Raw genomic sequence first — 22,553 nt, 5'->3', positions numbered from 1 at the left:
TTCCGATTGATGAATGCCTGGGCCGGCTGGATCGCTAGTGAGAATCGCTATACCAGTGCATGATCGCGGCTTCTTTCAGCATGGACTCCTCATCCCGAGCCGGCAACCAGTTTTCGTGGCTGGCGGCGGCGCTAATCAGGAAGTCCATCCAGGTCAGGTGACTGCGCAGGACCCGCTTGTGCCGGTGCGGAACCAGGGGATTGAAAAAGCCGTCGAGTCTCAGCAACTGACGTGGCCGCTTGCGAATCCAGCGCCAGGAGCCCATTTCCAGGGTCAGGGGAAGAAAAACACCGCCATTTTCGCGATTGACCTGTTTGTAGAAGTAATCCCACAAGTCGCCATGGGTGAGATAGTGGCGGGACTGGGGCTCGAAACGGTAGTCGTGGTTTGGGTATGACTGCTCCCAGATAAGCTTCAGCGCCATAACCGATGCAACTCGACGCATGGGTCGACGCCGGTAGGCGTAGGGAAACCAGATCTGGTCCTGCATCCCGAATCCGGAATGGCAGTCCAGTGCCACACTGAACGGCCGCCCCGGCAGCAGCTGTTTTATGACCGCCTCAAGAGCCTGGTTTTCGGGCTCCATGCCCTGTTCAGGATCGCCGGTGTACCACGGCAATCGGGGAGAAATTCTCTGGCCGCCGAGCAGGAATGCGCTACGTTCCTGGGCCTGGATCGGCGCATTGCGCATCAGGTCCACGCCGTTGGGATTACTACGCTGATTCAGGTACATACCGCCCGGGTTAAGGATTGGCAAAAGGGTAATTCGAACCTTCTGCAACAACCCCAGCAAATGTTCGTCCCAAGTCACTCTGGCGAGCAGCGACTTCAGCCAGGCCATTACTACCTGGCTTCCAATGCGTTCAAGCCCGTGCACGCCGCCAACAAGCAATACCGCTGGCACATCGGGCCGGGAAGAGCCGATATCGACACGGTAGATGGGCAAGGAGAGGTCCTTGAGGGCGACCCGCTCCACCACTTCGGTTGTGATGAAATCCGGCGCTTCCGCCAGGACGCGCTCCAGGCCAACGAGTTCCGGCAGGAAGGTTCTCAGTAGCCTTCGCTGACGCCCATCCCGGGAGGCCTGCTCGTGGCTGATTGATGTGTGAGGTGTCAGGTCGCGCAGCTCTGTCATCGCTCTTTCCGGCATGTAAAACCCGGATTCTAGCCTGTCACTACTACATTTTTTTGACAATCATGCAGCCAAACTTATGTGCTGTTTGATGACAGTTTTTGCTCACACCCTTGTAACTTGCCCAAGGATGGTTATCCTAATAGCTACGTACTAACCGAGACGTCCCCGTTTTGCTGTATCACATTAGTGATCCAAATATCGCCTTCTATCCGATCTTTCCTGATCGCGATTCTGTAGTACCCGATAAATCCGCCAAGCAACACAAACCCTAGAAAGGAGACGCGACTATGCGAAAGCTTACGTCTGCAGCATTGCTTTGTGCACTTTCAGCACCCGGACTGGCCCAGGCCGAATGTGGAGAAGTTTCAATCACAGAAATGAACTGGGCATCCAACACGGTCGTCACCAACGTGGCCACCTTCATCATGGAGCAGGGTTACGGCTGTGACGTCACCATTGTTCCTTCCGACACCGTCCCGGCGGTAACCTCCGTTGCCGAAAACGGTGAGCCTGACATCGTCACCGAGCTGTGGCTGAACTCCGCAGGCGAGGCCTACCTGCGCCTCGAAGAACAGGGAAAGGTGGAACGCCTTGGCAAGGTTCTGGATCCGGGCGGCGTTGAAGGCTGGTGGATTCCCACCTACCTCGCGGAAGAGCATCCGGAGCTGAAGACCATCGAGGGCATCATGGCTAATCCTGAGCTCGTTGGCGGCACCTTCAACAACTGCCCGGACGGCTGGGGCTGTCGTGTCGTGAGTGACAATCTGGTTCGCGCCCTGGATCTGGAAGAGTCCGGCATTGACGTATTCAACCATGGTTCCGGTGAGACCCTGGCATCCTCCATGGCGTCCGCTGTCCAGAACGAAGAGCCCTGGTTCGGCTACTACTGGGGGCCGACCGTTCCCCTCGGCAAATACGACATGACCCGGGTTGATCTCGGCGACATCAAGCCGGACGTGCACCAGAAAAACCAAACACCGGATGTGGATAATCCGGGCGTTTCCGACTTCCCGGCGGCCACGATCCTGACGTCGGTGACCACTGATTTCAAAGATCGTGAGCCGGAAGTAGCCGAGATGCTCAGGAAGCTGACCTTCAAAACCGAGACCATGAGCGCCATCCTTGCCTGGATGGACTCCAACAATGCCTCGGGCGAGGAAGCTGCGGTTTACTACCTCAGCAACAACAGCGACGAGTGGTCAACCTGGCTGAACGACGCCGCGCGTGAGCGTCTGGCCAACGTTCTTAACTGATTGGCCTGCCCCTCCCGGGGTATCCTTCGGGATGCCCCGGGTCGTTTCCCGAAAACCGTTCTGATTCCAGACGTGCGCAGGAGAGACTGACCGCCCATGGCAACCTACGATTCCCTTTTTTCATCGCTCGGCCTTGAGCAATGGTGCTCGGAAGGCAAAAGCAGCGGCCCCATGTCGATGGCCGATCTGCTGAATAAAACCAAGGGAGAGAGCGCCGAACCGGCCTCGATATGGGAACTCCCCTTCCCATCCATGGATGCACTCAACGAATCCTGCGCCGCTTTCCCCCAGTCCCGGGAGCTCACCAAAGGCCTGGAACAGGGATTTCTAGCAATAAAAGACAGCCTGAGTCTGGTTCTCGATCCATTAACCCAGCCTCTCAGCTGGTTCCTGGACGGGGCACTTTATGCCATGCTGAACACGCCCTGGTGGATCGTGATTCCATTGTTATTGGCGGTTGTTTACGTGGTCACCAAATCCTGGAAACTGATGCTGTTCGTAGGCGGCAGCATCGTGCTACTGGCCTTCATCGACCATTACGATTACGCCATGCAAACGCTGGCGATCATTTTTGTATGTGCCTTTATCTGTGTGTTGCTCGGTGTCCCCATAGGCATCGCCATGGCACGCAGCAATTCGTTGCAGCGCATGATCATACCGGTGCTGGACATGCTGCAGACGCTGCCACCTTTTGTGTACCTGATCCCGCTTATCTTCCTTTTCAGTGTTACCGAATCAAAGCTGTACGGTATCGCCATCATCCTCTACGCGATTGTTCCTGTGATCCGGCTGACGAACCTGGGCATCCGGCTGGTAGACAAGGACGTGATTGAGGCCGCAGACGCCTTTGGCATGACGCCCCGACAGAAACTCTACAAGGTGCAGATCCCGTTGGCGCTGCCCAACATCATGGCAGGGGTCAACCAGACCATCATGATGAGTCTTGCCATGGTTGTCATCGCATCCCTGGTTTCCGCGCCCGGGCTTGGCGTTCTGGTTCTGCGGGGCATCCGTAATCTGGAACTGGGTGTTGGCCTGGTATCCGGCCTTGGCATCGTGATCCTGGCGGTTATTCTCGACCGGGTAACCAAGGCGTCCCTGGCACGAATTAACGTCTCCCAGAAGCAGTGAGGAAAGCCCCCATGGCAAAAGACATCAAGATTTCGATCCGGAACCTTTACAAGATCTTCGGCCCGACCCCGGATGTTGCCCTGGAGTATGTTCGCAAGGGCATGGGCAAAGCCGATCTGCTGGAGCAGCAGCGACACGTCCTCGGTCTGCGTGATATCAACGTGGACATGCACGATGGCGAGATCACGGTCATCATGGGACTCTCCGGCTCCGGAAAATCCACACTCATCCGGCACCTGAACCGACTGATCGATCCCACGGCCGGCGAAATCCGTGTCGATGGCGAAGACATCATGAGCTACAACGAAGAGCAGCTGCGAAAGCTTCGCCGCGAGCGGATGTCGATGGTATTCCAGAAGTTTGCCCTGCTACCCCACAAAACCGTGCTCGAGAACGCCGGCATGGCCAAGGACATTCGCGGCTATACGACATCGGACTTTGAGGCCGATGCCCGAAAATGGCTCGCGCGGGTTGGTCTGGAAGGTAACGAATACCAGTATCCGCACCAGCTGTCCGGTGGCATGCAGCAGCGGGTGGGCATCGCCCGAGCCCTGGTGTCCGACGCCCCGATCATGTTGATGGACGAAGCCTTCTCGGCACTGGATCCGCTGATTCGGTCCGATATGCAGGACCTGTTGCTGGAGCTTCAGGAAGAACTGCAGAAAACCATCGTGTTCATCACCCATGATCTTGATGAGGCCCTGAAACTGGCCGACCACCTGGTCATCCTGAAAGACGGCGAAGTAGTGCAGCAGGGAGATCCCCAGGAAATCCTGCTCAATCCCGGCGATCCCTACATCGTCGACTTCATCAGCGATATCAATCGGGCACGGGTGCTGAGGGTACGATCGGTCATGAGTCCGCCTGATGACGGTGACACCGAATTTGCCGGCGATATTACAGAAAAGGACAACCTTGAGTCGGTACTGCTGAAATCCGATGGTGACATGTCCCTGAACTTCCGGGTGGTCCGGGACGGTCAGCATGTAGGCACTCTTCACATGAAAGACTTGGCGAAGGCATTGGTTCCTACCGCCGCATCGACCGAAAGGAACAAAAACGCGGCCTAGGCCCCTGTTGGCCATTACAAACCCCCGACTAGGGTCTATGCTTCAGGGAAAGCCGACGATTTCGGCATTCCGGTTCTATTACCATGGCAAAACCCCTGGTTCTTTCCATCGCGCTCTTTCTTGCCGCCTGCTCGCAGCCAGAGGATCCCCCACCGCTGGCTCCTGAAACAGCGGCAAAGGCAACGAAGACCGCTCCCGCTGCGCCGGCTCCCACAGAGCCGCGCCAGAGCGTCGTCATTGCCGCTGACCCCTGGTGTCCTCACAATTGTGAAGCCGGCTCCGAGTACGAAGGCTATATGATAGATATTGCCAGGGAGGCGTTCGGCCTCGCCGGTATCGATGTCGAGTACGTGAACATGAGCTGGGCACGGGCCCTGCAACAGGCCCGGGACGGGTATATTGATGCGGTTGTCGGAGCCCTTCCGGGGGATGCGCCGGACTTCGTGTTTCCGGACGCCGCTACTGGTTACTCGACGATCGCGCTTTATACCCACCCTGGCAACAACTGGCAGTACGCTGGCATCGACTCGCTCAGCCAATTCACGCTGCTGGCGATCAACGGCTACGCTTACTCACCGGAACTGGACTGCTATATCGAGAAGTACCAGGACGATCCGGAGCGGGTCTGGGTGCTGTCCGGGCCGGCACCACTGAGCCGGGCAATCGAACTCCTGCACCAGCAGCGCTCTGACGTATTCCCGGAAGACCGCTATGTGATGCAGTGGCAACTGGAGCGGGACGGCAACACGGAAAACCTGAGAATGGCAGCGGTGATCCATGAGTCGCCAATCTACGTTGCATTTTCACCGGTCGGCCGTGATTCCGCCCAGCTCGCAGCGCTCCTGTCAGAGGGAGCGAGAGCCCTGCAAAGCAGTGGGCGGGTGGCTGAGATCCTGACGCGCTATGGGCTGTCGTGGTCAGACTGAAACGCCCGGATCGACTCACCGCCCGGTGTCGACAGCAGCAGTTGGCCCTGCTGCCCAATCCGCACTGAATTCATCTGATCCAGCAGGCTCAGAAACCGCTCTTCCTGATTCATGAGCGCGGGCGCACAGGCCATCCGTGTTGATGCCAGTGGGCCGATAGCCATGCCCTCACCCCTGAGTTCATAGGCACCTGTGTATCGGTTGCAAGACGCCCTGCCCGCGATCCGATTGCCCTCAAGAAACTCGATCGTGATCCGGGACCGATCAATGATGCCTGCGCCCGCAAGATCCTCAACAACCCAGATTGCGCCCCGGAACAGACGTTGGCGATCACCACCACACCCCCTGAACTCATCATCACCGACCTGCAGGCGCACCTGCGCGGGATATTGAGCCCCGGACATGCTGTCGTCACAGAGCTGACGGGCGACTGTCAGGGTAATGGGGAGATCTGCCAGCGTCGCCACAAATGTCCGCCCATGCCGGTTGGCTGTTTTGACTTCAACCGGTACTCGACGGGTTCCCTGTTCCTCGAAAGGCCGTGTTATCAAGAGCTCACCTCCTTCGAGCGTCGCGTGCCAGAAAGGCTCATTCCCCCGCGCCTCAAACGGCATCTCCAGATCGCCTGGCTGCAAACACTCCGGATAGGTTTGCCCCTTCACTGTCAGGGTCGCTTTTTCACCCTTGCTCCAGAACCGCGTCTGGTCGTCGCCGGGGGCTACGTACAATGCGCCCGAGGCACTTACCTCCGGCTTGAGCAGAATACGTCGATCCAGATAGTCGATGCTGATCAGATCGCTGTCGTCGGTGCCGGAGACGGCAATATCGAGTTGCCCGCAAGCATAGCTCGCGGAAACCGGCTGACTGGTTTTGGATAGAGAGGAGCAGGCGGAGATGGCAAGGCTCGCCGCAGTGACGACGGACAACATCAAAACTCGTCGTGAGTGCATGGTCAGTTCCCTTGTGAGCGTCTTTTCGACCTACAGTTTAGAACCCAACGACCGATGAGGCCACCATGGGCATCTGATGGGACTTCTTATACCGCCCCACCGGCAGTATGCTAGAACGCTGAACCAAGGAGAGACCCCATGGCACTGAAACTTTACCAATTTGCCATTTCCCACTACTGCGAAAAAGTACGCTGGGCCCTGGACTACAAGGGGCTCAACTACGAAACGGTGAACCTGCTGCCGGGACAACATGTGAAAACCATCCGGAAACTGACCGGTGAAGCCTCCTCTGTACCGGTGCTGGACCATGACGGCCACGTGGTTCAGGGCTCAGCCGCCATTCTGGATTACCTGGACCAGACGTTTCCAGAGCACCCGCTGACACCGGCAGACCCGGACGTTCGTGAGCAGGCGCTGGCCTGGGAGCGCCGGCTTGACGAGGAAGCGGGGCCGGCTATCCGCTGCTATTCCTACCACCACTTCCTGCAGCGCCCCAAAATTGTGGTGCCCATGCTGGCCGCAGGAACACCTTTCTATAACCGGATACTGCTCAGCCTTGCTTTCAGCCGGGTTGATGAAGTCATGCGTCAGTGGATGAAGATCAACGAAAAAACCTCTGAAAAGTCCCGCCAGGTCATGGAGGAGTTGCTCACCGAGCTGGCTGCCATCTACGCCGAAAGGCCTTTCCTGGCTGGCGACCAGTTTTCGCGCGCAGACCTGACGGCAGCCGCCCTGTTTGCACCCATGTTCCAGCCAGCACAGTATCCGGTGCCATGGCCGAAAACTGCGCGAATTCCCAAAGACATCAAACATTGGCTGGACCAGTGGCAGCCACAGATCCGGGCTCTGGAAAAAGTGTACGAAGACAACCGTCGGCCAGGCTGAGTACCGGATTGTCGGAATCCGTTAGCCAATCTGGCGTGAACCGACATTCCGGTTTCCGGGTTACGTGCCAGAATAAACGGACTTGATGAGGAAACCGGCAGAAACCCGATGGCTTTGACCGATATGATACTGGCCGTACTGGAAGACAGTGGCCTGCTTTCTCTCTGGGCGATGGCTGCGCCGTGGCTGGCGCTGGATGAACGCCAACTGATCTTTGTGATTGCAACACCGGTTTTTGTGGGCGTTACCCTGTGGGAATACCTGAAGATTCGCCACGATCCGCAGCTGATGGATACCCGTGAGGCGGTCAGAAACTTTGCCCTTGGCGCCGGCTACCAGGTGACCGAACTGCTCTTCGCCGGCCTCATTGCCTTCCCTGTCTATGCCCTGTGCTACCACTACCGACTGTTTGATCTGGAATTGAACGGATTCACCGTGCTGCTGGCTTTTCTGGGCGTGGACTTCTGTTTCTACTGGATGCACAGGGCCAGTCACAGGGTGCGCTGGTTCTGGGCGGCCCATGTGGTTCACCATTCCTCAGAGCGGATGAACTTCTCCACTGCCATGCGCCAGAATGCCACCAACATTTTCAACGGCATGTGGGTGTTCTACCTGCCCCTGGCACTGCTGGGACTCAATCCTGTCTGGATCGGCGTAGCCTATGCCCTGTCGCTGGTCTACCAGTTCTTTATTCACACCACACTGGTCGGGAAGCTGCCCGGCTGGATCGAACTGGTTTTCAACACGCCCAGCCATCACCGCGTTCATCATGGCCGAAATCCCGGCTACATCGACCGTAATTACGGCGGCACGCTGATAGTGTGGGATCGGCTTTTCGGCACGTTTGTCGATGAAAATGCCCAGGATCCGCCCGAATACGGCATCACCCGGCCTGTTCGCTCCAATAACCTGATTGTGCTCTGGACCCACGAATACGTGGACCTGTTCCGCGACATGGCACAGCCCGGCGGATTATTGTCTCGCCTTACCCATCTATGGAAACCGCCGGAGTGGCAACGCCAGGCCACAGCAAAAAACAACAAGGAAGTGGGCCATGACACAGAACGAACATCCCCTGACGCTGAACGCTGGTGATGGCCACGAGATAACCGGGAGGGTCTTTATCCCGGCGGCACCGACCGCCAGTCTTATTATCAGCCATGGTATGGCCGAACACGGCGACCGTTACCAACCAATGGCGCGCTGGCTCGGCGAAAACGGCATAGCCGTTATCACCTACCACCACCGGGGGCATGGTCCCAGTTGCCCTTCCGAGAACCTCGGGCACTATTCCGACCGGGATGGCTGGGCCAGAGTGGTTGCCGACCTGCACCAGGTGGTTGAACACACCCGTTCACGACTCCCAGGGCTGCCAGTTAATCTGCTGGGCCACAGCATGGGTTCCTTTATCGCCCAGGCCTACGCCCAGATCCATGGCGACAACCTGGACACCCTGATCCTCAGCGCCACCAACCGCATTGACCGGGGCCAGCTCCTCGCATCCAGATCCCTGATCGGACTGATCCGTCTGGTGCGCGGCAAACGATACCGCAGCCAGCTGGTGGCAAAAATGACCTTTGGAAAGTTCAATCGAACGTTTCGCCCGAACCGCACGGACGCCGACTGGCTGAGCCGGGATCCGTTGCAAGTGGACCGTTATATTGCCGATCCGCTGTGCGGTTTCGAGTGCACCGTTGGCCTCTGGTGGGATTTTATTGGTGGTATGCTGCGGCTTTCGCCGGCTGCCTACCGAAAAGATCTGCCTGTGCACCTGTTTTCCGGAACCGCAGATGCGGTCGGTGAAATGGGACGCGGCGTGCGTCGGCATTTCCAGGCAATCCGCGAAGCAGGCGCAGAAAACGTTACCCTGCGATTGTTTGAAGGCGGACGTCATGAGATGCTCAACGAGACCAACCGGGAGGAGGTCTGGGATTACTTTCGGTCTCTGTGCCTGACCTCTGAATCACGGTTGGAGCGAGCGCATCCGGTGATGTCGCCACAGACTCTTGCCATCAATGAATGAACTGATAAGGACGTTGCATGGGTTATCCTCGAGGCCGCAGGATGTTCCGTACCCTGTTACTACTGCTGCTTTCTGGCTACGCAATCACCGGAGCTGTGGCGGGCGAGGTCAGTATCGGCGTCGCCGCCAACTTTACTGACACCACCCGGGAACTGGCCAAGCAGTTTGAAGCTGAAACCGGTCATACGGTCTCCGCCAGCTACGGTTCCACAGGCAAGCTGTACGCTCAAATCAGAAACGGCGCCCCCTTCGACGTCTTCATGGCGGCAGATGTTCAAAGACCAGCACTGATCGAGGAAGAACAGGCAGGCATTGCCGGCACCCGCTTCACCTACGCTCGTGGCAAACTCGCACTATGGAGCCCTGCGGCCGGGGCCTTTGAAAATGCCGAAAGCTATCTTGCCCAACAGCCGTTTTCGAGGCTGGCCATTGCCAACCCGAAGACCGCTCCCTATGGCCTTGCCGCGCAACAGGTTCTGCAGCACCTGAATCAATGGGAGGTCCTGCAGCCGAAACTGGTCCGCGGGGACTCCATCGCCCAGACCTTTCAGTTTGTAGTCAGCCGCAACGCCCAGGCCGGTTTTGTAGCCCTGTCCCAGGTCCAGGCCTGGAAAAAAGACGAAGGCACACTATGGAAGGTACCCCAGGCCTATTACCAGCCCATTGACCAACAGGCTATCCTGCTGAACAACGGTGCGGACAAAGCAGCGGCGACGGCCTGGATGGATTTCCTGAAGTCGGACACCGCCATCACCATTATCCAGAGCTACGGGTACGACACGGCCAACTGATGCTTGAAACCTACTGGGACCCGGTCTGGCTAACGCTCAAGCTGGCCACGACGACAACCCTGCTTCTCCTGCTTATCGGCACCCCTATTGCGTGGTGGCTGGCCCGAACACGCCACTGGCTTAGACAGCCAATCGCGGCCATTGTGGCGCTGCCCCTGGTTCTGCCCCCCACCGTGCTGGGCTTTTATCTGCTGCTGGTCATGGGGCCGGAGGGCTGGGTGGGTCAGATGACCCAGTCGCTGGGTATCGGCCTGCTGCCATTTACCTTCGAGGGTCTGGTGGTGGCCTCAATAATCTATTCCCTTCCCTTTACCGTGCAGCCACTGCAAAACGCATTCGAAGCAGTCGGCGAGGGCTTCATGGAAGTCGCTTCCACGCTGCGCGCAGCGCCCTGGGACCGGTTTTTGTTCGTCGCTGTTCCCCTGGCCAGGAATGGTTTCCTGACAGCCGCCGTGCTGACTTTTGCCCATACCATTGGCGAGTTCGGCGTGATCCTGATGATCGGTGGCAACATCCCGGGTGAAACCAAGGTGCTGTCTGTCGCCATCTACGACCATGTGGAATCGCTGGAGTATACCGAGGCCCACTGGCTGTCCGCCGGCATGGTGGTATTCTCCTTCGTGGTCCTGGTGACCCTCTACGCGCTGAACGGCAAAGCCCGCTCTGGAGCGCTCAGATGAACGCCTCCAACACCATTCGTGCCCGCTTCCAGTGCACATTCCCCGATTTTGGCCTCGACGTAGACCTCACCTTGCCAGGCACGGGCATCACTGGCCTGTTCGGCCATTCAGGCTGTGGCAAAACCACGTTGCTGAGGTGCATGGCTGGCCTGCAAAGTGCCCCCGGCACCATGACCGTTCTTGGCGAACCCTGGCAAACCGAGACGTTCATTCGACCCGTCCACAAGCGGTCTCTGGCCTATGTGTTCCAGGAGACCCACCTGTTCCCTCATCTGAACGTGCGCAAAAACCTGGAATTCGGGTACCGGCGCATACCGGCCGGCGATCGACAAATCGGATTCGACGATGCCGTGCGTTGGCTTGGTCTGGAGTCACACCTGAACCGCATGCCGGTAGGTCTCTCTGGCGGTGAACGCCAGCGGGTGGCCATCGCACGGGCCCTGCTGACCAGTCCACGGCTGTTACTGATGGATGAGCCGTTGTCCGCTCTCGACCTCAACAGCAAGCAGGAAATCCTTCCCTATCTCGAACGGCTGCACGATACACTGGCAATTCCGATTATCTATGTATCCCATTCAACCGAAGAAGTTGCCCGTTTGGCGGATCATATTGTGATGCTGGAGGCAGGTCGTGTGGTGGCACAGGGGCCACTTCGGGAAACACTGGCTGGCATCGATAACCCTTTCCGCATCCAGGACGACGCCGGCGCCTTGCTCGAAGGCCGGATTATCGATCTTGACGACGACTGGCACCTGGCACTGTTCCGGTTCGATGGCGGCCAGCTCTGGCTACGATGTGACCATCGGGTAAGGCCGGGAGACCGGGTTAGGGTAAGAGTACTGGCACGGGATGTCAGCCTGGCCCTGACCGAGCATTCCGATCAGAGTATCCAGAACCTGGTGCCTGCCGTTATCGACCAGATTGACCCCGATGTGGCGCCTGGCATCAGCCTGGTGCGGCTTCTGGCCGGACCGACGCCACTCCTGTCCAGACTGACCTCCCGTGCAATCGCCCAGCTCGGTCTTGAGCCGGGCATGAACGTCTGGATGCAGATCAAATCGGTTGATGTAATAGCGTAGCACCCTGGGTACCGCTACTGGCTGCGCAACGCAAAAGGCCGCTGTTGGAAGCGGCCTTATCGAAAAAAGCGTGATTGGTAAGACTCAGCGGGTGCCGTAGACCACCATGGTCTTGCCCTTGACTCTGACCAGTCCCTGATCTTCCAGAGTTTTCAGTACCCGGCCGACCATCTCCCGGGAACAGCCAACAATACGGCCAATTTCCTGTCGGGTGATCTTGATCTGCATGCCATCCGGGTGGGTCATGGCATCCGGTTCCTTGCAGAGATCCAGAAGGGTGCGGGCGACCCGACCGGTCACATCCAGGAACGCGAGATCACCCACCTTGCGCGTGGTCTGGCGGAGGCGGGAAGCCATCTGTTCGCCAATGAAATACAGAACCCTGGGATCCTGCTGGGCAATCTCACGGAATTTGGTGTAGCTGATCTCCGCCACTTCGCACTCGGTCTTGGCCTTTACCCAGGCGCTGCGGGAATCCATGTTGTCGAACAGTCCCATTTCACCGAAAAAGTCACCGGCGTTCAGGTAAGCCATGATCATCTCGCGACCGTCGTCGTCTTCAATGATAACCGTCACCGAGCCTTTGACGATGTAAAACAGGGAATCGCTCTTGTCCCCGGCATAGATAATCGTGCTCTTGGCTGGGTAACGGCGGCGATGGCACTGCGAAAGGAAATAGTCGAGATGCTTGGTTTTCTGCTCAACCGGCTTGACGATAGTGGCCATAATGCGAGTCGTGCCTCCTCAGATACTGGCGGGTCCCAATGTTTGTTATGCACCCGGCTTTCCTTGCGGGTTCGTTCTTTTTTACTGCAAAACTGCGCAACTTATAACAAGAAGGTCTGTTGCGGGCAACCGGAAAGAGTATACAACATGTATCCGGGATCGGCCTGCCTGGCGAAGCCGGTTGTGCTAGCATCCGGCCACAGGTCATCTTTATCGGGGCCATCACAACAGTTGGTCCCGCGTCATCACAACGGAGAGTCGTCCCATGAAAGCAACCGTAGACTGGACCGGCAACGCCAGTTTCAAAGCCACCAGCGGCAGTGGCCACAGCGTCCAGCTTGATGGCCCGCCAGACCACGGCGGTGAGAACCTGGGCCCGCGCCCCATGGAAATGCTGCTGATGGGGCTCGGAGGCTGTTCGGCGTTCGATGTCATGAGCATCCTGAAGAAAAGCCGCCAGGACGTGACCGCCTGCCACGCCGAGCTCGAAGCAGAGCGGGCCGACGCGGTTCCGGCGGTGTTTACACGCATTCACCTGCACTTCGTGGTAACCGGAAACAGCCTGAAAGACAATCTGGTCAAGCGGGCCGTGAGCCTGTCGGCAGAAAAGTACTGCTCCGCGTCTATCATGCTTGAGAAGGCCGGCGTCGAGATCAGTCACAGCTATGAGGTTCACCAGGCGTCATAACCCGAGTGAGAGATCTCGCCAGGGCCGCTCATGGACCGATTCCCCGGGCCGGATGCAGGGGAAATCACGAATGCTAAAATGTCATTGCGAATACTATTCAACGTCACTTGCGGTGTGCATAATACGCACCCTCTCCGCCGGTCTGCGCAAAAGGTGAACAACCCGGTCAGTAGTCGGTGGCGGCCTCGGCAGAGCTCAGCAATGCGGCTCTGCAGTCATTCATCTCCACGATCCGGAGGGGCTGAGCATGGAATCAAAACTCCAGCTGCATGGTTTCAACAACCTGACCAAATCCCTGAGCTTTAACATCTACGACATCTGTTATGCGCAGACCGAAGAACAACGCAAGGCCTATATTGACTACATCGACGAGATGTACAACGCCGAGCGCCTGACCCAGATTCTGACCGACGTCGTCAAGATTATCGGCGCGAATGTTCTTAACATCGCGCGTCAGGACTACGAGCCCCATGGCGCATCTGTCACCATGCTGATCGCCGAGCACGAGCTCACCGATGGCCTAGAGCCCGACAACGAAGAGTCTCCCGGACCGCTGCCGGATACTATCGTGGCCCACCTGGACAAGAGTCACGTCACGGTGCACACCTACCCGGAAAGCCATCCCCACGATGGCGTGAGCACCTTCCGGGCTGACATCGACGTATCCACCTGTGGCCTGATCTCACCGCTCAAAGTGCTGAACTACCTGATCCACAGCTTTGATTCTGATGTCGTTACCGTGGACTACCGGGTTCGCGGCTTTACCCGTGATGTGGACGGCACCAAGCACTACATTGATCACGACATCAATTCGATCCAGAACTACCTGACCGAAGATACCCAGAACGCGTATCAGATGATCGATGTGAACGTGTACCAAGAAAACCTGTTCCACACCAAGATGATGCTGAAGAACTTCAACCTCGATAACTATGTGTTCGGGGTGAACGCCGGTGATCTTGATCCCGCCGAAGCCCAGTCCATTGAGGACCGTCTGCGTCGGGAAATGCTGGAAATCTTCTATTCCCGCAACGTCGAATGATCACCTCCCGTGGCGCCTCGCCCGGGGCGTCACGGGTCCTTCAGTTTTTTTGATGTCACCCGCCAGATTTCTGCGTTTTATTCTCTCCTCCTATCCCGTTTAAATAGACTCAACAGCTATGAGAGGAGGACCCCATGACATTGCGCTCCCTGAAACAGATTATACCCGCCCTGGAAACGTCCGACGGCGCCGGCGTGCGCATCAAGCGTTCCATTGGCCAGCAACAGAACATTCGCCTGGATCCGTTCCTGATGCTGGACGAGTTCGGTTCCGCGGAGGCTGCCGACTATATCGCGGGCTTCCCCTCGCACCCCCATCGGGGGTTCGAAACCGTGACTTATATGATCGAGGGGCACATGCTGCATGAAGATCATCTCGGAAACCGGGGCGACCTTCGCAACGGCGGTGTGCAATGGATGACCGCCGGTCGCGGCATCATCCATTCGGAGATGCCCCAGCAGGAAGAAGGCGTGATGCGCGGTTTTCAGCTCTGGCTGAACCTGCCGGCGGCGGAAAAAATGACGAAGGCAGGCTACCGGGACATCCAGCCGGAAGATATTCCAGAGCTTGCTTTCAACGGTGGCAAACTGAAGCTCATTGCTGGCTCATTACAGATTGATGGCCAGGCCCAGGAAGGGGCGATGTCCGGTCGCACCACCCAGCCGATCTACGCTGACATTCACCTGGCATCCGACGGGAGTCTGAAACTGCCCCTTCCGGAAGGCCACAACGCCATGCTCTATCTTTACGAGGGTAGCGCGAGCCTGGGAGAAAGCTCGCTGCAGCGAAGCGCCGCTAACGTTCTTTCCGACGACGGTGACCAGATCGAACTCCATGCCGGGGAAGCCGGTGCGCGATTGCTGCTGATTGCCGGCAAACCGATTGGCGAGCCGGTTGTCCAGTACGGTCCGTTTGTGATGAATACCCGCGAGGAGATCGAGCAGACACTCCGGGATTACCGGGATGGACGCCTGACGGCCTGACGCCTCAGGCAAACGGCTTTCTTGCCATCAGCCGCTGCACCATCGGCCTGACAATCAGGTCCATGGCCAGCGGCATTTTTGTGCCCGGAACCACCAGGGTATCGTGTCGCGACAGGCTGCTGCCCGCAATCACCTGCAGCAGATAGGGAAAGTCCACCTCTGACTGGTCCCTGAACCGGATCACCAGCATGCTTTCGTCCTCAGTGGGGACTTCCCGGACGACAAAGGGGTTGGAAGTATCGACCAGGGGAATGCGCTGGAAATTGATGTGGGTGTGGGAGAACTGGGGCACGATGTCGTGCACATAGTCATCCATGCGGTTAATGATGGTTTCCACCACCGCCTCCTGGCTGTAGCCCCGCTTGTGCGTGTCCCGGTGGATCTTCTGGATCCATTCAAGATTGACAATCGGAACCACACCGATCAGCAGGTCCACATACTGGGCAATATTGCAGGTTTCGCTGACCACACCCCCATGAAGCCCCTCGTAGAACAGCAAATCGGTATCTGCGGGCAAAGGCCCCCAGGGCGTGAAGGTGCCGGGCTTATACCCGGCTTCAACCAGCCTGCGATCCTCATCGTGAACGTATTGACGATACCGGCCGTTGCCGGTGTGGCCGTAGTCGTAGAACAGCGCTTCCAGCTTGTCGATGTGATTGGCGGCCAGAGCAAAGTGGTTACGCTCACCGAACTGGCCCTTGGCCGCAAGCCTGGCCATCTGTTCACGGTTGTAGCGGTGGAAACTGTCACCACTGACCATTGCGGCGTTCAGCCCCTCACTGGCAAACATCCGGCTGAAAATCTGGCCGGTGGTCGTGGTGCCCGCTCCGGACGAACCGGTAACCGCGATGATGGGATGACGTTTTGACATAGAGGCAGGTTGCCGGAATCAGGTGAGGCTGTCGAGCAGACGGGGTTTTTCCACCACGAAGCCCTGAGCATAGTCGACACCCAGCTGTCGGAGCATGTCCAGAACGTCTCGGGATTCAACCTGCGAGGCAATCACTTCCCGGTTCATGTAGTGGGCCATGTCCACCATTGAGCGCACCATTGCCCGATCGGTCTCGCTGGTCGACAGCTGGCCGGTAAAGGAGCTGTCGATCTTGATCAGGTCTACCGGTAACGAACGCATGAACTCGAACGAACTGGGGCCACTGCCAAAGTTGCCGAGACAGAACCGGCAGCCAAGTTCTTTCATCTCAATGATGAAGTCTGCCACTGACTGGACGTCGTTGATCGCCGAGGCCTCGGTAATCTCGAACCACAGCCGCTCGATAGGCGCGTCTTTCTCACTCAGCTTTTCGTAGATGAACTCCAGCAGCGACTGGTCATTCATGGAATAGCCGGACAGGTTGATGCAGACGCCGCCGAAATGCCTCGGGTCTGGCGCCTGCTCCCTGAGCCAGTCCAGCATGTGACCAACAACCCAGCGATCCACGGCCTGCATACGGTCATAACGCTCGGCCATGCGCACGAAGTCCCGACCGGTAATGAGGTTGCCTTCGTCATCGTACATGCTGATCAGCACCTCATACTGCGCGGCCATGGAGGACTTGGCATGCAGAGGGATGATCTTCTGGCAGCGCAGCAGCATGCGCTCCTCGTTCAGGTCGCTGAGGCTGGCAACCTTGGCGGCAATCTGCTCCTGACGGGCATGGTCATCGGCATCCAGGGCGTACTCCGAAACCTTCCCGTGGCCCTGCTGGCGGGACGTAGCAAGCGCCTGTTCCGACGCCCGCAACCAGCGTTCAGCACTGACCAGGGCCGGCAACGTGGGGACTACACCGACGCTGGCAGAGAGCCGGTAGTCGCGACCACCAAAACTGAACTCGGCGGCCTCCACTGCCCGGATGAGATCTTTTGCCGCGTCGCCGGCACTCTCGGACGGCACCAGCATGGCAAACTCATTGCCTGCCAGCCTGGCCACGGGCATGCCATCACCGACGTGGCTGCGCAGGATATCGGCAACCCGTTTCAGGGTCTCATCACCGGCCTGGTAGCCGGCAGTGTCGTTCAGCAGGCGGAACCTGCGGAGATCCAGACGTACCAGGGAGCGCTCGTCCTCCCGACGGGCCAACTGCTGATCGAGCATGCGTTCGAATTCCCGACGCCCGAGAAGGCCGGTCAATTCGTCGTGAGTGGAGGCCCAGGACAACTGGTCATAGACCTTGCGGACCATGCGATCGATACTCTCGTCCACCAGGGGCCGTTCATACTGGCTATCAGGCACGATGATGCCTTTTCGCATCTGCCGGGCCAGGGCCTCCAGCTCCAATTCCACCACTCGCATGCCCTGGTGATTCACAAAGACAAAGCGGCTGAAACCGCGGGCCACCCAGACCAGACGAATGTACTGGGGTTCGTCCGGTTTTTCCTGGTCGCGAAGCCAGTCGCCGGTTCGCAATTTCTGCGCCCGGTTGATCCAGCGCTGAAGACTTCGTTGCTCCCGGTCGGACAGTTTTCTGGCATCCGGTTGCTCCGGCTTTGCCACTGGCACTTCAACCAGTTCGGGGCTCTTCTGCGGACTGCGAACCAGAAACTGTTTGAGCTCGTCCCGGATTTGCGAAGAAGGCATGTGGTTACTGGAAATAGAGGCCAGGCCATCCTGAATCACCCGCAGCAGCTCGGGCAGATTAATCGAGCTGTTCGGATCATCAGCGAAGGATAGGAGCGAATCGATAACGGCCTGGTAATCATGCCACAGCTGGCTGTCAGGCCCCTGCCGGATCCAGGTCAGCGAAAGCAGATCCCGCCAGCCACCATCCAACAGGCTTATCACCGCCTTTGGCACCTTGCGCCCACCCAGTTTGTTGTCCAGCACATCGGCCACAGCCTTTTTTGACTCGGCTACCTTCTGGGCTCCCTCCGCGGCCGCTGTCACTCGCTCGACATTCCTGCGATAGACAAGATTCTGGCGATCAATCAGGCTGTCCAGCTCCTGGAGCGTTTGCTCGAATACCCCGGTGTCCTGCTCGAAGTCCGTCGTAATGCGCTCTACCAGCTCATCCACGCGACGCTGAACCACCGGATTGATGCGCCCGCCCTTTACCCCTAGCTGGGCCAGACGGTTCATCACCCCGCGCACCGGGCTATCCTGATCGTCAAAGAACGCGGGGTCCCTCATGACAACTTTGAGAACGGGCACTTCCAGCTGCCGCATGCGCTGCTGGGCATACTCGCTGAGCTTCGGGCTTTCCACCACCGATTTGAAAAACCGGTCGACCACATCGACCGTTTCCTGCTGTTGTTCATCCAGCCGGTTATCACCGCTTGCCTTTACTTTCTCTACCACCCGCTCCTTCAGGGGTGCCAGCTCCTCGCCAGTATCCACGGGCTGAGATTGCAGCTGCTGGAGTTCTCGCTGGAATTCTCCGGACGACAGAGGCCTGGCGTTCGGCTGGAACGGCAAAGGTTCCGGATCGCCCCGGGCCACACGGCTCGCGCTCAGGGTATTCAACAGGTTACGCACCGTGGCGAACGCAGTCTGGGCCGCCTGGGCATAACCCCGAAACTCGCCCCCCAGCATGCCGGCTCTGCGACGAGACTGGGGCTGACCGGCGTCTTCGGCACCCGCCTTTGGCTTTGACTCTGCAGCAGCACTCTCCTCGGTAACCGGCTCGGGCTCCGCGGGCTCTTGTTGTGTCTCCGGCTTTGCCCCGGCCTGCTCACTCAGATACTTGCTGAGATCCAGGTCCGGCAGAACACCGTGACGAATCAGAATATCGTTGAGTTCTTTGTACAGGGGTCCCAGCTGCTGCAAAACGGTCTGTTCAAAGACCCGAAGACAGACTTTCTCCACCTCCCGGGTTGCCTTGAGCTGGCTGAGGCCATTATGGAAGGCTTCGCAGACCATGGAGGGCCCGAGGGGGTTGTGGTGTCCCGTGGCGTTGGCGATGCCAAGTTTGTCCAGGCGAAGCTTGAGCTGCAGCAGGTCTCCCCGATACTGGGTATCCGCCTTGGTCACCATCACCCGTATCGTCAACCAGTCCTCGAATTCACCCTTGTCGACCACGGACAGCTCGGACCCCGGAAACCCCTTGGGGGCGGGCTTCAGTGGCGATTCCAGGCTGCGCGCCATCTGATGCCAGACGACCCGTTGCCGGGCCTGAATCTGGCCCGAGGCATCCATGTATTCATTGGCCTGCTGATCATTTGCGGCTCTCCGAGCCGCCAGCTTGAGACCCTCCACCATTTGCACAAAACAGGCGTCCATCAATGGCTCGATAAACTGGATCACCGCCTTGGCGGTCTGGTGCAGGACAAACTGTACGCGGTCACTGGGCGCGCGGAGCGAGGAGCGATCCTGACTGCGTGAGCCCCCGCATTGCTGCAGCATGGCATCCACAGCTACCGGGTTGGGCCTGCTGAAATTGACCCCCATGGCACCATCGATGCGACGGACAATACTGACATGAAGCTCGTGGCGGCGCGCGCCATCCAGACCCCGAAAACGTATCACCAGTTCTGGGGGTATGCCGGAAGCAAACGCCCGATCCAGCTTCTTCGAGGTTTCACCCGAATAGCGGACGAACAGACCCTCCGCACAGAAATCGGCGATCTGACACGGCCAGGCTTCACCGGTTCCCAGATCAATCTGGGCGGCAAGCTTGATTGGTTGGCGGGGGCTGCTACGACGTTCTCTTGGATCCATGAACTACCTGATATCTCGCAAAGCCGGAACGATCACCGAACACAGCGCCCGGTACCGACTCACGTCCCTGAAACGATGGCGGATGCCACCGGCTGCTAATATAGAGACCATGATTGTACTATAGCGGCCTGGCCCCCACAGGCAAACCAATCCACTATAACATCCTGACCCATGAAACAGCTTAGTCAGATCTATCTACTTTTGCTACTGGTAACAATGCTTAACGGCTGTTCGACCATTGGCTACTATTCGCAAGCTGTCAGTGGCCATCTCTCCCTGATGATGTCGGCGGAACCGGTCGACGACATCCTCTCCGACACCACAACGCCGATGGATCTTCGGGGAAAACTCACGGTAGCGCAACAGGCCCGGGAGTTCGCCGGTCAACGACTGGCCCTGCCGGTGGGAGGAGCCTTCAGCGACTACGTGGATCTCGACAGACCCTGGGTAGTGGTGAACCTGGTGGCGGTGCCGGAGTTCTCCCTGGAACCGCACCGTTGGTGCTATCCGGTGCTCGGCTGTCAGGCCTACCGGGGATACTACAGCCTGGCGGATGCGCGTGCCGAGGAGTCGCAATTTCGCAACAAGGACTTCGACACGTTTATTGGCGGCGTAACAGCCTACTCCACCCTCGGCTGGTTCGATGACCCCCTGCACACCGGCTTTACCCGACTGACGGAGGATCGCATGGTCGCCCTGATGTTCCATGAACTGGCACACCGGGTGGTCTACATCGCCGATGACACGGCATTTAACGAAAGCTTTGCCACAGCGGTGGAGCTGGAAGGGCTCAGGCTCTGGCTATCGGAACAGGGCAAACCAGGCCAGTTCGAGGAGGCACTGGACCGCCTGGCTCGCCGAAACCAGACGCTCTCCCTGGTCGAAGACTTCAGTGCCCGGCTGGACGTTCTTTATGCTCAGCAGAGCAGCTTGCCAGACCAGCAACTGCGGAATCGCAAGGCGGCTATTTACCAAGAGCTGGCTCTTGCCTATCAGGAACTTTCCGCAGAGTGGTCCGAGCCGGGCCCGTTCGGACCGGTACCAGTCAGCCTGAACAATGCCAACCTGGCGCTGTTTCGTCAGTACAACCAGCACGTACCGGCGTTCCGCCAAATGCTTCGGAATGCAGACTACGACTTTGCGGACTTTTACATGGCCGTCGAGACGCTGTCAGAGCAACCGGAATCCCAGAGGTCTGAACATCTGGCCGCCCTTTCAGAGCGGTTTGAAGAACACCTTTGAGTTCCGCTGGGCGTTATAGGCAGCCAGCTTCGGCCCGGGCAGGGCCTGCACGGTCGAAGGCTGGAAGCCCCGCTCCCGGAACCAGTGCTCCGTCTGGGTGGTGAGCACAAACAGCTTCTGGATACCCTGCCCCCGGGCCAGCTTCTCCACCATTGCCAGAATCTCATCACCCCGCCCGGCCCGGCGATAGGTCGGGTCTACCGCGAAGCAGGACAACTCGCCGGCGCCTTCTTCAGGGTAGCTGTACAGAGCGGCACAGCCCACGATAGTGCCGTCGCGCTCCGCCACAACAAAGCGGTCAATCTCGGTTTCCAGCATCTCCCGGGAGCGGCGAACCAGAATGCCCTGCTCCTCCAGCGGCTGGATCAGCTCCAGAATCCCGCCGATGTCCTCGACCCGGGCCTGGCGAAACTGCTCGTAGTGATCGCCGCTGACCAACGTGCCGGCGCCATCCCGTGTGAAGAGCTCCTTCAGCAGGGCGCCGTCATCCACATAGCTGATAATGTGGGCGCGACGTACACCCTTCACACAGGCATCACAGGCAGCTCGCAGCAAGTCGGCATCGTGACCGGTCACCGCACCGGCCGCCAGACGCTCGGACGCCTGGCGCGCCGACAGCTCCCGGATCAAAGTGCCGTCCTCTTCCTGCAACCCGGGATCATCAATAAACACCATCAGCTTCTCGGCCTGAAGAGCCGCCGCTACCTGGCTGCCAACATCCTCGTAGGAGAGGTTAAAGGCGTCTCCCGTCGGCGAATAACCCATAGGCGGCAACAGGACAATGTGACCGAGCTCCAGCAGCTTCTCGATGCCGGCCACATCCACCCGGCGCACTTTTCCAGTGTGGCCAAAATCAACGCCGTCCAGCACGCCAACGGGCTTGGCAGCCACATAATTGCCGCCACTCACCCGGATACGGGCATTGTGCATCGGCGAATTCACCAAACCCATGGAAAGGTGGCTCTCCAGGTAGGCACGCAGGCCACCGACGGCTTCCATCACCATGCTCAGGTGCTCTTGCGGTGTAATCCGAAGACCTTTCGAAAACGACGATTCGATTCCGGCCGCATCCAGCCGCGTCTGGATTTGCGGGCGGGCACCAAAGGCAACGACCAGCCGCACACCAAGACTGCTCAGCAGCGCGATGTCATGGATGATGTTGATGAAATTCCCGTGTTCAATCGCATCCCCCGGAATGGTCAGCACCACCGTACGCCCGCGGTGGGCGTTGATGTAGGGGGATGAATGGCGGAATCCATGCAGCCAGTCGTTTGATTTCAAACCTTTCTCCTGGTTTC

The 22,553-nt window shown here is 58.4% G+C and carries 20 protein-coding genes; 14 read left to right on the top strand and 6 right to left on the bottom strand.

All coding sequences use genetic code 11. The annotated features are described in order from the left end of the window. Positions 1-34 precede the first annotated feature (34 nt). Positions 35-1,135, bottom strand: a complete 1,101-nt coding sequence (locus tag CFB02_RS16605) for a M14 family zinc carboxypeptidase (protein ID WP_088558892.1) — start codon at positions 1,133-1,135, stop codon at positions 35-37. Positions 1,136-1,422: 287 nt separating this feature from the next. Here CFB02_RS16605 and CFB02_RS16600 point away from each other — a divergent pair, with 287 nt between their 5' ends. From CFB02_RS16600 to CFB02_RS16585, 4 genes are all read left to right on the top strand, one after another. Then, the gene (locus tag CFB02_RS16600; RefSeq protein WP_088558891.1) at positions 1,423-2,388 is read left to right on the top strand and encodes an ABC transporter substrate-binding protein; all 966 of its coding nucleotides are present in this window, start codon (positions 1,423-1,425) and stop codon (positions 2,386-2,388) included. Positions 2,389-2,484: 96 nt separating this feature from the next. After that, positions 2,485-3,519: an ABC transporter permease gene (locus CFB02_RS16595; RefSeq protein WP_088558890.1), complete on the top strand. Its 1,035-nt coding sequence runs from the start codon at positions 2,485-2,487 to the stop codon at positions 3,517-3,519. Positions 3,520-3,530: 11 nt separating this feature from the next. Next, entirely contained in the window at positions 3,531-4,589 is a 1,059-nt protein-coding gene (locus CFB02_RS16590; protein ID WP_088558889.1) for a quaternary amine ABC transporter ATP-binding protein, read from the top strand. An 83-nt stretch (positions 4,590-4,672) separates the two neighbouring features. Beyond that, positions 4,673-5,515 carry a substrate-binding periplasmic protein gene (locus CFB02_RS16585; protein ID WP_088558888.1) on the top strand — a complete coding sequence of 281 codons (843 nt, stop codon included), beginning with the start codon at positions 4,673-4,675 and terminating at the stop codon, positions 5,513-5,515. On the opposite strand, the gene CFB02_RS16580 is transcribed toward CFB02_RS16585, so the two are convergent. Next, positions 5,491-6,465 (bottom strand): META domain-containing protein, encoded by a 975-nt coding sequence (locus CFB02_RS16580; RefSeq protein WP_227519262.1) that lies wholly within the window; start codon positions 6,463-6,465, stop codon positions 5,491-5,493. The two genes, CFB02_RS16585 and CFB02_RS16580, sit on opposite strands and share 25 nt — an antisense overlap. Before the next feature lie 138 nt (positions 6,466-6,603). Here CFB02_RS16580 and CFB02_RS16575 point away from each other — a divergent pair, with 138 nt between their 5' ends. From CFB02_RS16575 to modC, 6 genes are all read left to right on the top strand, one after another. Then, positions 6,604-7,350, top strand: a complete 747-nt coding sequence (locus CFB02_RS16575; protein ID WP_088558886.1) for a glutathione S-transferase family protein — start codon at positions 6,604-6,606, stop codon at positions 7,348-7,350. Between the two features lie 108 nt (positions 7,351-7,458). Beyond that, complete coding sequence (locus CFB02_RS16570; RefSeq protein ID WP_088558885.1) at positions 7,459-8,445, top strand: sterol desaturase family protein; 987 nt, start codon at positions 7,459-7,461, stop codon at positions 8,443-8,445. Further along, on the top strand, positions 8,405-9,373 hold the full coding sequence (locus tag CFB02_RS16565) for an alpha/beta hydrolase (protein ID WP_088558884.1): 969 nt from the start codon (positions 8,405-8,407) through the stop codon (positions 9,371-9,373). Before CFB02_RS16570 ends, CFB02_RS16565 begins: the two co-directional genes overlap by 41 nt. Before the next feature lie 41 nt (positions 9,374-9,414). Continuing rightward, entirely contained in the window at positions 9,415-10,164 is a 750-nt protein-coding gene (gene modA / locus CFB02_RS16560; RefSeq protein WP_172835874.1) for a molybdate ABC transporter substrate-binding protein, read from the top strand. Next, positions 10,164-10,844, top strand: a complete 681-nt coding sequence (gene modB / locus CFB02_RS16555) for a molybdate ABC transporter permease subunit (protein WP_088558882.1) — start codon at positions 10,164-10,166, stop codon at positions 10,842-10,844. The genes modA and modB overlap by 1 nt, the downstream gene beginning before the upstream one ends. Continuing rightward, positions 10,841-11,923 (top strand): molybdenum ABC transporter ATP-binding protein, encoded by a 1,083-nt coding sequence (gene modC / locus CFB02_RS16550; RefSeq protein WP_088558881.1) that lies wholly within the window; start codon positions 10,841-10,843, stop codon positions 11,921-11,923. Before modB ends, modC begins: the two co-directional genes overlap by 4 nt. Positions 11,924-12,007: 84 nt before the next feature. On the opposite strand, the gene crp is transcribed toward modC, so the two are convergent. Further along, positions 12,008-12,649, bottom strand: coding sequence for a cAMP-activated global transcriptional regulator CRP (gene crp, locus CFB02_RS16545; protein WP_007153756.1), 642 nt, complete (start codon positions 12,647-12,649; stop codon positions 12,008-12,010). A 265-nt stretch (positions 12,650-12,914) separates the two neighbouring features. Here crp and CFB02_RS16540 point away from each other — a divergent pair, with 265 nt between their 5' ends. The 3 genes from CFB02_RS16540 (at position 12,915) to CFB02_RS16530 (ending at position 15,362) form a co-directional block, all read left to right on the top strand. Beyond that, positions 12,915-13,337: an OsmC family protein gene (locus CFB02_RS16540; RefSeq protein ID WP_014578500.1), complete on the top strand. Its 423-nt coding sequence runs from the start codon at positions 12,915-12,917 to the stop codon at positions 13,335-13,337. A gap of 247 nt (positions 13,338-13,584) precedes the next feature. Next, positions 13,585-14,379 carry an adenosylmethionine decarboxylase gene (speD, locus tag CFB02_RS16535; protein ID WP_088558880.1) on the top strand — a complete coding sequence of 265 codons (795 nt, stop codon included), beginning with the start codon at positions 13,585-13,587 and terminating at the stop codon, positions 14,377-14,379. Positions 14,380-14,513: 134 nt separating this feature from the next. Beyond that, positions 14,514-15,362: a pirin family protein gene (locus CFB02_RS16530; protein WP_088558879.1), complete on the top strand. Its 849-nt coding sequence runs from the start codon at positions 14,514-14,516 to the stop codon at positions 15,360-15,362. A gap of 4 nt (positions 15,363-15,366) precedes the next feature. On the opposite strand, the gene CFB02_RS16525 is transcribed toward CFB02_RS16530, so the two are convergent. Continuing rightward, complete coding sequence (locus CFB02_RS16525; protein WP_088558878.1) at positions 15,367-16,233, bottom strand: phosphoribulokinase; 867 nt, start codon at positions 16,231-16,233, stop codon at positions 15,367-15,369. Between the two features lie 18 nt (positions 16,234-16,251). After that, positions 16,252-20,013 carry a DUF1631 family protein gene (locus tag CFB02_RS16520; RefSeq protein ID WP_088558877.1) on the bottom strand — a complete coding sequence of 1,254 codons (3,762 nt, stop codon included), beginning with the start codon at positions 20,011-20,013 and terminating at the stop codon, positions 16,252-16,254. 171 nt (positions 20,014-20,184) lie between these two features. Here CFB02_RS16520 and CFB02_RS16515 point away from each other — a divergent pair, with 171 nt between their 5' ends. Beyond that, the gene (locus tag CFB02_RS16515; RefSeq protein WP_088558876.1) at positions 20,185-21,255 is read left to right on the top strand and encodes an aminopeptidase; all 1,071 of its coding nucleotides are present in this window, start codon (positions 20,185-20,187) and stop codon (positions 21,253-21,255) included. Here CFB02_RS16515 and argA read toward each other — a convergent pair. Further along, positions 21,229-22,536, bottom strand: a complete 1,308-nt coding sequence (gene argA, locus CFB02_RS16510) for an amino-acid N-acetyltransferase (RefSeq protein WP_088558875.1) — start codon at positions 22,534-22,536, stop codon at positions 21,229-21,231. The two genes, CFB02_RS16515 and argA, sit on opposite strands and share 27 nt — an antisense overlap. Between the last annotated feature and the right edge of the window lie 17 nt (positions 22,537-22,553).

It is taken from the genome of Marinobacter sp. es.042 (assembly GCF_900188315.1).
In the GTDB taxonomy this organism is placed as follows: domain Bacteria; phylum Pseudomonadota; class Gammaproteobacteria; order Pseudomonadales; family Oleiphilaceae; genus Marinobacter.
Note: the sequence above shows the minus strand (reverse complement) of the source record. Positions and strands in the feature narration are given on the sequence as shown.